Raw genomic sequence first — 11,489 nt, forward strand, 5'->3', positions numbered from 1 at the left:
AATCGTACCTTTGCACGCAAATAATGATCAGATAAGTATTTAAGAAAATGATTACAGTAACGAATCTCGCAATCCAGTTCGGAAAAAGAGTCCTCTATAAGGATGTGAACCTGAAATTCACCCATGGTAATATCTATGGCATCATCGGTGCCAACGGCGCCGGCAAGTCCACCCTCCTCAGAGCCATCAGCGGCGACCTCGAGCCCAACAAGGGCAGCGTGGAGCTCGGCCCCGGCGAGCGCCTCTCCGTCCTGGAGCAGGATCACTTCAAATACGACCAGTACCGCGTCATCGACACCGTCCTCATGGGTCACCAGCCCCTGTGGCAGAACATGAAGGAGCGTGAGGCCCTCTACAGCAAGCCGGAGATGACGGAGGAGGACGGCAACCGTGCCGCCGACCTCGAGCTGAAATTCGCCGAGATGAACGGCTGGGAGGCTGAGAGCAATGCCGCGCAGCTGCTTCAGAACCTCGGCGTGAAGGAGAGCCAGCATGAGAAACTCATGAGTGAGCTCAGCAACAACGAGAAGGTGCGCGTCATGCTCGCCAAGGCCCTCTTCGGCAATCCCGAGAACCTCCTCCTCGATGAGCCTACCAACGACCTCGACCTCGACACTGTGGAATGGCTGGAGGAATATCTCGGTGAGGTGGAGCAGACGGTCCTCGTCGTCAGCCACGACCGTCACTTCCTCGATGCCGTCTCCACGCAGACGGTGGATATCGACTACGGTAAGGTGACGATGTTCGCCGGCAACTACTCCTTCTGGTACGAGAGCTCCCAGCTCGCCCTGCGTCAGGCCCAGAACCAGCGCATGAAGGCTGAGGAGAAGAAAAAACAGTTGGAGGAGTTCATCCGCCGCTTCTCCGCCAATGTCGCCAAGAGCAAGCAGACCACGAGCCGCAAGAAGATGCTCGCCAAACTGAATGTGGAGGAGATCAAACCCTCCAGCCGTAAGTATCCCGGTATCATCTTCCAGATGGACCGTGAGCCCGGCAACCAGATTCTCGAGGTGAAAGACCTGAAGGCCGTCGATGAGGACGGTACGGTGCTCTTCGACCATGTCAACTTCACCGTGGAGAAAGGACAGAAAGTCGTCTTCCTCTCCCATAACCCGAAGGCCATGACGGCCCTCTTCGAGATCATCAACGGCAACCGCAAGGCCGACGCCGGTGAGTATAAGTGGGGCGTGACGATCACCACGGCCTACCTGCCCCTCGACAACACGAAGTTCTTCCAGAGTGACAAGAACCTCGTGGAGTGGCTCTCCCAGTACGGTCCGGGCAACGAGGTGGCCATGAAAGGCTTCCTCGGCCGCATGCTCTTCTCCGGCGAGGAGGTCCTAAAGAAGGTCAATGTCCTCTCCGGTGGTGAGAAAATGCGCTGTATGATTGCCCGTATGCAACTGCAGAATGCCAACTGCCTCATCCTCGACACGCCGACGAACCACCTCGACCTCGAGAGTATCCAGGCGTTCAACAACAACCTCGTGTCCTTCAAGGGCATTGTCCTCTTCTCCTCGCATGACCACGAGTTCATCGAGACCGTCGCCAACCGGATCATCGAGCTCACGCCGAAGGGTACCATCGACAAGCTCATGGATTACGATGACTACATCTACGACGAGCAGATCAAGGCCCAGAAGGAACAAATGTATAACTAACGTAATGCCAACATCGTGGCATAACTTTTGCAAGTCATTGAGCAAAAATCAAAAAATTGCAATGATGTCTGAAAAAGAAAAGAAAAATATCCATGTAGAGGACGGCGACGCGCAGAAGGCCGCCCAGGAAGAACAGAAAACGGTGAATACTGACAAAAAGGCAGACACCGAAGAGAAAAAAGCTGACGAGGCCGCCAAGGATCAAAAAGAGGAGAAGGACCAGAAGGCCGCTGATCCGCTGGCAGAGGCCCAGCAGCAGGTGGCCGAGCTGAAGGACAAATACCTCCGCTCCGTCGCCGAGTTTGACAACTACCGCAAGCGCACGCTGAAGGAGAAGGCCGACCTCATCCTCAACGGCGGCGAGAAGACCATCAAGGCCATCCTCCCCGTCGTCGATGACTTCGAGCGTGCCCTCGCCAACGACAAAGATAAGGACGGCAAGGCCCTCCGGGAGGGTATGGAACTCATCCTGCGCAAGTTTGAGAAGACCCTCGAGAGTCTCGGCGTCAAGAAGATTGATACGAAGGATAAAGATTTCAATACGGAGAATATGGAGGCCGTCGCGATGGTCCCGGGAATGGGCGATGACAAGAAAGGAAAAGTCATCGACTGTGTCCTTACGGGCTATACCCTCAACGATAAGGTGATCCGCCACGCCAAGGTGGCCGTTGGTCAGTAATCATTCCGGCTCAACCTATTCCCCACTATTATTATGGCTCAGAAAAGAGATTATTACGAGGTCCTTGGTGTCGCCAAGGACGCGTCAGCAGACGAGATCAAACGGGCATACCGTAAACTCGCCATCAAATATCACCCCGACCGTAACCCCGGCAACAAAGAGGCCGAGGAGAAATTCAAGGAGGCCGCGGAGGCCTATGATGTCCTCCATGACCCGCAGAAACGTCAGCAGTACGACCAGTTCGGCTTCGACGGTCCACAAGGCGGCTTTGGTGGTTTCAGCGGTGGCATGGACATGGATGATATCTTCTCCATGTTCGGTGATATCTTCGGCGGTCACAGCGGCTTCGGAGGCTTCAGTGGCTTCGGTGGCGGCTTCGGCGGCGGTCACGCGCAGAAACCGCAGTTCCGCGGCAGTGACCTGCGCCTGACGGTACACCTCACGCTCCAGGAGATCGCTACGGGCGTGACGAAGAAGTTCAAGGTTAAGAAAGACGTCGAGTGTCCTACCTGTCACGGCTCCGGTGCCGAGGGTGGCGCGCAGCCGCAGACCTGTCCCACCTGTCATGGCACGGGCGTGACGGTAAAGACGGTACGTACGATGCTCGGTATGATGCAGACACAGACCACCTGTCCTACCTGCCATGGTGAGGGCACGGTCATCACCCATAAGTGTAAGGACTGCGGCGGCGAGGGTGTTGTCAAAGGCGAAGAGGTCGTTGAGATCCACATCCCCGCCGGTGTCGCCGAAGGAATGGTCGTCAACGTCCCCGGCAAGGGTAATGCCGGCCGCCACAACGGGGTCAACGGTAATATCCAGGTCATCGTGAAAGAGGAACCCAACGATACGTTCATCCGCAACGGTCAGGATCTGTATTATAATCTCATCCTCGACCTCCCCACGGCTGTCCTCGGCGGTGAGGTGGAGATTCCGCTCATCGACGGCACGAAGATCAAGCAGAAGATCGAACCGGGTACACAACCCGGCAAGCAGTTCCGCCTCCACGGCAAGGGCCTCCCCGCCGTCCAGGGCTACGGCAGTGGCAAGGGTGACATCATCGTCCGTACCACCGTCTATATCCCGAAGACGCTGACGAAGGAGGAGAAGGCAGCCATCGAGGTCTTCAAAGGTTCCGACAGCACCCAAGCCTCATCAACGGAGAAGAAGTCAATCTTCGATCATATCAAGAACTTGTTCTCGTAGCTTCCCTTTTGTAGGTGGCCGTCCTATTGCGGCCACGCAAGGGAAATATTTTATACATTCATGACGTATCAAGAAACTGTACAATATCTATTCAATAGCACCCCTGTTTTCGAACATGTGGGTGCTTCTGCGTATAAGGAAGGGCTGGCGAACACAAAGGCCCTCGATGAACATTTCGGGCATCCCCACACCCATTTCCTCTCCGTCCATGTGGCCGGGACGAACGGCAAGGGCTCTTGCTCCCATACCATCGCCTCCATCCTTCAGGCCGACGGCTATAAGGTGGGACTCTATACCTCCCCACACCTCGTCGACTTCCGAGAGCGTATCCGGGTCAACGGCGAATGTATCCCCGAAGACTATGTCGTCAACTTCGTGGAAAAGGAGAAGGACTTCTTTGAGCCCCTCCATCCCTCTTTCTTCGAGCTCACCACGGCACTGGCCTTTAAGTATTTCGCCGACCAGCATGTCGACATCGCCGTCATCGAGGTAGGTCTCGGCGGCCGGCTCGACTGTACGAACATCATCCGTCCGATCCTCTCCGTCATCACGAACATCAGTTTCGACCATACGCAGTTTCTGGGCAACACCCTCGGGAAGATCGCGTATGAAAAAGCCGGTATCATCAAGGAGCGCGTGCCCGTCGTCATCGGTGAGGCCGTGCCCGAGACGCGTATCGTCTTTGAGTCGAAAGCGCAGGAGATGGATGCTACCATCGTCTTCGCCGAGGACCTGCCGTTGATCATCTCCGCCGACGCTGCCAAAGATGGCGGCCGCAACTATCAGACCCGCTATTTCGGTCCGATACACAGTGAGCTCGGCGGTATCTATCAGGATAAGAATACGAACACGATCCTCACAGCTTGCCAGCTCCTATATAATAAAGGTGTCATCCGCAATGCCGCCAGCATCTCGAAGGGCTTCGCTACCGTCTGTGAGGCTACCGGACTCCAGGGACGGTGGCAGAAGCTGCAGGACGACCCGACGGTGATCTGCGACACGGGACATAATGTCGGTGGATGGCAGTACCTCTCCAAGCAGATCGCCGACCAGCCCTGCAAGACGCGCCGCATCGTCTTCGGCATGGTCGACGACAAGGATATCGATCATGTCCTGTCCATGATGCCCACGGATGCCGTATTCTACTGGGTACAGCCGGCCTGCAAACGTGCCTTCAGCGTCGATAAGGTCAAGGAGACGGCAGAACGGCACGGACTCCATGGTACTCCCTTCCCCACCGTCATGGCGGGTTACGAGGCTGCACTGAAGGAGGCGGACAAAGATGACTTCATCTTCGTCGGCGGCTCTTCTTATGTCGTCGCTGACCTCCTCTCCGGATTGCAATAACACCGATAATGTTTATAATTAGAAAAAATTAACGTCCACTGAATGCAAATTCAGTGGATTTTTTTTGTCAAAGTCGTGGATTTTTCGTTACTTTGCAATAAATAACAAAACACTATTGCAAAGTAACTAAAAACGAATGAATATGAGCACGACAGAAACTGAAAATCTGTGTGGCCTGAAAAGAGAGGATTTCCAGACCACGGTAGAAGGTAAGAAGACCGACCTCTACATCCTCAAGAACAAGAAAGGCCATGAAGTGGCGTTCACCAACTTCGGCGGTGCCCTCGTAGCCATCATGGTCCCCGATAAAAACGGCAACTTCGGCAATGTTGTTATGGGCCATGATAATATCCACGATGTCATCAACTCTCCCGAGCCTTATCTGAGCCGTCTCATCGGTCGTTATGGCAACCGTATCGCCAAGGGAAAGTTCACCCTCCACGGTAAGGAATACCAACTGGCTACCAATGACGGACCCAACCACCTCCATGGCGGAAAGAAAGGCTATAACGTACGTGTGTGGGATGTCACCCGCATGAACGACCAGGCCTGCGTCCTCAAGCTGACGAGTCCCTATGGTGAGGAAGGTTTCACGGGTGAGCTCGAGATCTGGGTGGCTTACACCTTCACTGATGATGATGAGCTGATCATCAAATATCAGGCTACGACGAATAAGAAGACAATCATCAACCTCACGAATCACGCCTTCTTCGCCCTCGCCGGTATCGCCAACCCCACCCCGACGATCGACAATGTCATCTGCCAGCTCAACGCTGATTTCTATCTGCCCATCGATCCCGTCTCCATCCCCACGGGAGAGATCCGGAAAGTAGAAGGCACGCCGTTTGACTTCCGTAAGCCCATGGCCTTCGGTGACCATATCAACGATACCGACAACGAGCAGATCAAGAACGGCAGCGGCTATGACCATAACTACGTGCTCAATAAGAAAGAGGAGGGCGAGCTCTCCCATGCCGCTCATCTGCTGGAGCCCGTCAGCGGCCGTACGCTCGATGTATATACCACAGAACCGGGTCTGCAGCTCTACACCGGCAACTTCCTTGCCGGTATCAAAGGCACCCACGGCGCGACCTATCCCCGTCGCTCCGCCGTCTGCCTCGAGGCACAGCACTTCCCCGACACGCCGAATCATCCATATTTCCCCTCCGTGGAACTGAATCCCGGTGAGACCTACACCCAGAAAACCATCTATCAGTTCGGTGTAGAGAAATAACATATCTCCATGGAATCCATCCGCCATACCATGACGGATGGATTCACCAATCTTTAACACACATCTGAAACAACAAATTTCAACAATTACGATCAAAATGGAAAATCAGAACAAACAGCACGGAACCGTCATTGCCATCATTACGATGATGTTTCTCTATGCAATGATCTCTTTCGTCACTAACCTCGCAGCACCCATCGGCGTGGTGTGGAAAAACCAGCCCGAGATCGGCGGCAGCAACCTCCTCGGTATGATGGGTAACTTCATGAACTTCTTCGCTTACCTCTTCATGGGTATACCCGCCGGTAAGCTGCTCACGAAAATCGGATATAAGAAAACGGCACTTCTGGGTATCGGCGTCGGCTTCGTCGGCGTACTCATCCAGTTCCTCTCCGGCTTCCCTACAGGAATGACGGGATTCTATGTTTATCTCCTCGGTGCCTTCATCTCCGGTTTCTCCGTCTGTCTGCTGAACACCGTCGTCAACCCAATGCTGAACCTCCTCGGTGGCGGTGGTAACCGTGGTAACCAGTTGAACCTCATCGGTGGTACGCTGAACTCCCTCTCCGGCACGCTGACGCCTATGTTCGTCGGTGCCCTCATCGGTACCGTCACCTCCAGCACCAAGATGGCTGACGTGAACCTCGTGCTCTACATCGCCCTCGCCGTCTTCGCCGCTGCCTTCATCGCCCTCTCCTTCATCCCTATCCAGGATCCTGAGATGGGTAAGACAACGGCCGACACCGTCTTTGAGCACAGCCCCTGGAGCTTCCGCCATTTCGTTCTCGGTGTCATCGCCATCTTCGTGTATGTCGGCGTTGAGGTCGGTATTCCCGGTACGCTGAACTTCTATATCTCCGATACATCCGACAAGGGCGCAGGCCTGATGGCTAATGCCGCCGCCATCGGTGGCTTCGTCGCCGGTACCTACTGGCTGCTGATGCTCGTCGGCCGTTTCGTCGCCGGCTTCATCGCTGACAAGATCTCCTCCCGCACGATGATGCTGACCAACACGTCCGTAGCCGTCATCTTCATCCTCATCGCCATGTTCACGCCGAAAGATGTGACGACGACGATGCCGCTGTTCACCGGTTCTTCCTTCGCCATGACGACAGTTCCGATGAGCGCGCTGTTCCTCGTCCTCTGCGGTCTCTGCACGTCGATCATGTGGGCTTCCATCTTCAACCTTGCTACTGAAGGTCTCGGTAAATATACCGCTCAGGCTTCCGGTATCTTCATGATGATGGTCGTCGGTGGTGGCGTCCTCCCGCTGATCCAGAACTATATCGCTGACAACGCCGGTTACATGATCAGTTACATCGTGCCCCTCATCGCCATCGCCTACATGTTCTTCTACGCCCTCGTCGGCAGTAAGAACATCAACAAGGATATCCCTGTAGACTAAGCATTCTCCAGAAAACTCACCAAACTAATAAAACAAACAACTATGTTAGATATCGAATATGTAAGAAGCCGTTTCATCAAGCACTTCGACGGCAAGACAGGAAATCTCTATACCGCTCCGGGACGTATCAACCTCATCGGCGAGCACACGGACTACAACGGCGGTTACGTCTTCCCGGGCGCTGTCGACAAGGGCATCCTCGCGGAGGTGCGCCCCAATGGTACGGATACGGTGATGTGCTACTCCATCGATCTCAAGGACCGCGTGGAGTTTAAGGTTGACGACCCCAAAGGTCCCCATGCTACCTGGGCACGCTTCATCTACGGAATGATCCAGGAGTTCCGCGCCCTCGGCGTCGACGTGAAAGGCTTCAACATCGCCTTCGCTGGTGACGTGCCTCTGGGTGCCGGCATGAGCAGCAGCGCCGCTATGGAGAGCTGCTTCGGCGTGGCCCTCAACGACCTCTTCGCCGACAACAAGATCTCCAAGTGGGACATCGTCCTCGCCGGTCAGGCTAACGAACATAAATATATCGGTGTCAACTGCGGTATCATGGATCAGTTCGCCTCCGTCTTCGGACAGAAAGGCAAGCTCATGCGCCTCGACTGCCGCAGCCGTGAGTTCGAATATTTCCCCTTCGAGCCGAAAGGCTACAAACTCGTGCTCGTCAACTCCAAGGTCAAGCACGAGCTCGCCGGCTCACCCTATAACGACCGCCGCAACTCCTGCGAGCATGTCGTGAAGGTCATCGCCGCCAAACATCCCGAGGGACATTTCGAGACCCTGCGTGACTGTACGTGGGAACAGCTTGAGGAGGTCCGTCAGGAAGTCGGCGAGGAAGACTACAAGCGCGCCCACTTCGTCCTCGGTGAGAAAGACCGCGTCCTCGCTGTCTGCGATGCCCTCGAGAAGGGTGACTATGAGACCGTAGGCAAGAAGATGTATGAGACGCACGAGGGACTTAGCAAAGAGTATGAGGTTTCCTGCGAGGAACTCGACTTCCTCAATGACATCGCCAAGGAAGACGGTGTCACGGGCAGCCGTATCATGGGCGGCGGCTTCGGTGGCTGCACCATCAACCTCGTCAAGGATGAGCTCTATGACAAGTTCATTGAGGATGCCAAGACAAAGTTCGCTGCCAAATATGGTCATACGCCCGAGGTCTACCCCGTCGTCATCAGTGATGGCGCAAGAAAAATAGACTAATCAGAACCCTACTAGTAGGTGGCCGCCATGTTGCGGCCACCTACTTTTTTATTCCCCCACCATCTCATAAAACAATGAGTTTTTATTGAAAACATCGTTCAAAATTTGTCACTTTCAAGAAAAAGCCGTATATTTGTGGTGTATTTACACACCCCAACCGAAAAAGAAGCATCACACTAAACAAAATGAACGATATCAAACTTATGAATCGTGCAGCCGATAACATCCGTATCCTGGCTGCTTCCATGGTAGAGAAAGCCAAGTCCGGCCACCCCGGTGGCGCTATGGGCGGCGCTGACTTTATCAATGTCCTCTTCTCTGAATATCTCGTCTACGATCCCGCCGATCCCTTCTGGACCGGCCGTGACCGTTTCTACCTCGACCCCGGTCACATGAGTCCGATGCTCTATGGCGCACTGACGCTCCAGGGCCGTTTCACCCTTGAGGATATTCAGCAGTTCCGCCAGTGGGGATCCGTCTGTCCCGGTCATCCAGAACGTGACGTTGCCCACGGCATCGAGAACTCCTCCGGTCCGCTGGGCCAAGGCCATGCCATCGCTGCCGGCGCTGCCGTGGCAGAGAAATTCTTGGAGGCCCGTCTCGGACATACCGTCATGCAGCATCGTATCTTCTGTTATATCTCCGATGGTGCTGTAGAGGAAGAGATCTCTCAGGGTGTGGGCCGTATCGCCGGTACCCTCGGCCTCGATAACCTCGTGATGTTCTATGACGCCAACGACATCCAACTCTCTACGGAGACGAAGGTCGTCACGACAGAGGACACGGCTGCCAAATACCGTGCCTGGGATTGGAATGTCATTGAGATTGACGGTAATGATGTCGCACAGATCCGTAAGGCCCTTGATGCCGGTATCGCCGAGCAGGAGCGTCCGACGATGATCATCGGACATACCGTCATGGGTAAGGGTGCCCGCAAGGCCGACGGCAGCAGCTATGAGCGTAACGTCAAGACCCACGGCGCTCCCTTGGGTGACGGTGCTTATGTCAACACCATCAAGAACCTCGGTGGCGATCCCGAGCATCCCTTTGCCATCTTCGATGATGTCAAGAAGCTCTATGATGACCGTCGGGAGGAGCTCACGAAGATCGTCGCTGCACGTCGCAATGCCGAAGCAGAATGGGCCAAAGAGAATCCCGAGAAGAAAGCCCTCATGGATACTTGGTTCTCCGGAAAAGCACCGAAAATCGACTGGAGTAAGGTGGAGCTGAAGCCGGATGCCGCCACACGTGCTGCCTCCTCCGCTTGTCTGAAAGTACTCGCTCAACAGGTACCGAATATGATCTGCGCTTCCGCAGATCTCTGCAATTCCGATAAGACCGACGGTTTCCTCAAGGAGACCCACGAACTGAGAAAGGGTGACTTCTCCGGTGCCTTCTTCCAGGCTGGTGTCAGTGAGTTGACGATGGCTGATATGTGCATCGGTATGATGCTTCATGGGGGTGTCATCGCCGCTATGGGCACGTTCTTCGTCTTCTCCGATTATATGAAACCCGCCGTTCGTCTCGCTGCCCTCATGGGGGTCCCCGTGAAGTTCATCTGGACCCACGACGCCTTCCGTGTCGGTGAGGATGGTCCTACCCACGAGCCCGTGGAGCAGGAGGCTCAGATCCGTCTCATGGAGAAACTGCAGAACCACAAAGGCCAGGACAGTGTCCGCGTCTTCCGTCCCGCCGATGTCTATGAGACAAAGGTTTGCTGGGAGATGGCCATGGAGAATATGGATACGCCGACAGCACTCATCTTCTCACGCCAGGGCATCCCCTGTCTGCCGGAAGGCAACGATTACGAGCAGGCCCGCAAGGGTGCGTATATCGTCAAAGGCAGTGATGAGAATCCTGATGTCATCCTCGTTGCCAGCGGTTCTGAGGTCTCTACCCTCGAAGCCGGCACTGAGGCACTCCGCCATGACGGCCTGAAAGTACGCGTCGTCAGCGCTCCTTCCGAGGGCCTCTTCCGTCGCCAAACGAAAGAATACCAGGAGAGTGTACTGCCGAAGAATGCCAAGATCTTCGGTCTCACGGCCGGTCTTCCTGTTACCCTCGAAGGCCTCGTAGGTGCCAACGGCAAGGTCTATGGCATGAAGAGCTTCGGCTTCTCCGCTCCTTACAAGGTACTTGACGAGAAACTCGGCTACACGGGTGACAATGTCTACAAACAAGTAAAAGAATTCTTAGCAGAAGTATAAAATCTTCCGCTCATGACCTCGGGCTCTCCGGGGATCATGAGCGGATTTATTATTAACCTTTTAAAAAGCAAGTTTATGGAAGTAAAGACAGTAGGTATCGCCTGCGATCACGCAGGATTCCCCCTCAAGCAGTTCGTCCTTCAGTATCTCGAGAAGAAGGGCTATCCTTACAAGGACTTCGGTACATATAGTGACGAGAGTGTTGACTATCCCGATTTCGCCCATCCGCTGGCAGAAGCCATCGAGAGCGGTGAGGTCTATCCCGGTATCGCCATCTGCGGCAGCGGTGAGGGAATGGTCATGACCCTGAACAAGCATCAGGGTGTACGCGCCGGCCTTACCTGGTGCAAGGACATCGCTGAGCTCATCCGCCAGCATAACGACGCCAACTGCCTCGTTTTGCCAGGCCGTTTCATCGATAACAAGACCGCCGAGCAGATCCTCGACGAGTTCTTCACCGCCTCCTTCGAAGGTGGCCGTCATGAGCGTCGCGTCAAGAAGATCCCCGTTCAGAAATAAACCACTGGGTCTATAAATGTTGAACGTC

General features: G+C 54.8%; 9 protein-coding genes. All 9 read left to right on the forward strand.

The window, feature by feature from the left end:
- Positions 1-47 precede the first annotated feature (47 nt).
- The 9 genes from G604_RS0102740 to rpiB all read left to right on the forward strand — a co-directional run bounded on the left by G604_RS0102740 (position 48) and on the right by rpiB (position 11,461).
- On the forward strand, positions 48-1,661 hold the full coding sequence (locus G604_RS0102740) for an ABC-F family ATP-binding cassette domain-containing protein (RefSeq protein ID WP_028909209.1): 1,614 nt from the start codon (positions 48-50) through the stop codon (positions 1,659-1,661).
- Between the two features lie 64 nt (positions 1,662-1,725).
- The gene (grpE, locus tag G604_RS0102745; RefSeq protein WP_028909210.1) at positions 1,726-2,340 is read left to right on the forward strand and encodes a nucleotide exchange factor GrpE; all 615 of its coding nucleotides are present in this window, start codon (positions 1,726-1,728) and stop codon (positions 2,338-2,340) included.
- Positions 2,341-2,373: 33 nt separating this feature from the next.
- Complete coding sequence (gene dnaJ, locus G604_RS0102750) at positions 2,374-3,543, forward strand: molecular chaperone DnaJ (protein WP_028909211.1); 1,170 nt, start codon at positions 2,374-2,376, stop codon at positions 3,541-3,543.
- A gap of 60 nt (positions 3,544-3,603) precedes the next feature.
- Positions 3,604-4,890 (forward strand): bifunctional folylpolyglutamate synthase/dihydrofolate synthase, encoded by a 1,287-nt coding sequence (locus G604_RS0102755; protein WP_028909212.1) that lies wholly within the window; start codon positions 3,604-3,606, stop codon positions 4,888-4,890.
- A 142-nt stretch (positions 4,891-5,032) separates the two neighbouring features.
- Positions 5,033-6,124 (forward strand): aldose epimerase family protein, encoded by a 1,092-nt coding sequence (locus tag G604_RS0102760; RefSeq protein ID WP_028909213.1) that lies wholly within the window; start codon positions 5,033-5,035, stop codon positions 6,122-6,124.
- 97 nt (positions 6,125-6,221) lie between these two features.
- Complete coding sequence (locus G604_RS0102765) at positions 6,222-7,529, forward strand: MFS transporter (RefSeq protein WP_028909214.1); 1,308 nt, start codon at positions 6,222-6,224, stop codon at positions 7,527-7,529.
- Positions 7,530-7,571: 42 nt separating this feature from the next.
- Entirely contained in the window at positions 7,572-8,735 is a 1,164-nt protein-coding gene (galK, locus tag G604_RS0102770) for a galactokinase (protein ID WP_028909215.1), read from the forward strand.
- A gap of 185 nt (positions 8,736-8,920) precedes the next feature.
- Positions 8,921-10,942 carry a transketolase family protein gene (locus G604_RS0102775; protein ID WP_028909216.1) on the forward strand — a complete coding sequence of 674 codons (2,022 nt, stop codon included), beginning with the start codon at positions 8,921-8,923 and terminating at the stop codon, positions 10,940-10,942.
- A gap of 75 nt (positions 10,943-11,017) precedes the next feature.
- Positions 11,018-11,461, forward strand: a complete 444-nt coding sequence (gene rpiB, locus G604_RS0102780; RefSeq protein ID WP_028909217.1) for a ribose 5-phosphate isomerase B — start codon at positions 11,018-11,020, stop codon at positions 11,459-11,461.
- Positions 11,462-11,489 lie beyond the last annotated feature (28 nt).

The sequence above is a fragment of the Prevotella sp. AGR2160 genome (assembly GCF_000424185.1).
Lineage (GTDB): Bacteria > Bacteroidota > Bacteroidia > Bacteroidales > Bacteroidaceae > Prevotella.

Coding starts and splice junctions, on each gene's coding strand:
- G604_RS0102740 (WP_028909209.1), top strand. CDS start 48: ATGATTACAGTAACGAATCTCGCAATCCAGTTCGGAAAAAGAGTCCTC.
- grpE (WP_028909210.1), top strand. CDS start 1,726: ATGTCTGAAAAAGAAAAGAAAAATATCCATGTAGAGGACGGCGACGCG.
- dnaJ (WP_028909211.1), top strand. CDS start 2,374: ATGGCTCAGAAAAGAGATTATTACGAGGTCCTTGGTGTCGCCAAGGAC.
- G604_RS0102755 (WP_028909212.1), top strand. CDS start 3,604: ATGACGTATCAAGAAACTGTACAATATCTATTCAATAGCACCCCTGTT.
- G604_RS0102760 (WP_028909213.1), top strand. CDS start 5,033: ATGAGCACGACAGAAACTGAAAATCTGTGTGGCCTGAAAAGAGAGGAT.
- G604_RS0102765 (WP_028909214.1), top strand. CDS start 6,222: ATGGAAAATCAGAACAAACAGCACGGAACCGTCATTGCCATCATTACG.
- galK (WP_028909215.1), top strand. CDS start 7,572: ATGTTAGATATCGAATATGTAAGAAGCCGTTTCATCAAGCACTTCGAC.
- G604_RS0102775 (WP_028909216.1), top strand. CDS start 8,921: ATGAACGATATCAAACTTATGAATCGTGCAGCCGATAACATCCGTATC.
- rpiB (WP_028909217.1), top strand. CDS start 11,018: ATGGAAGTAAAGACAGTAGGTATCGCCTGCGATCACGCAGGATTCCCC.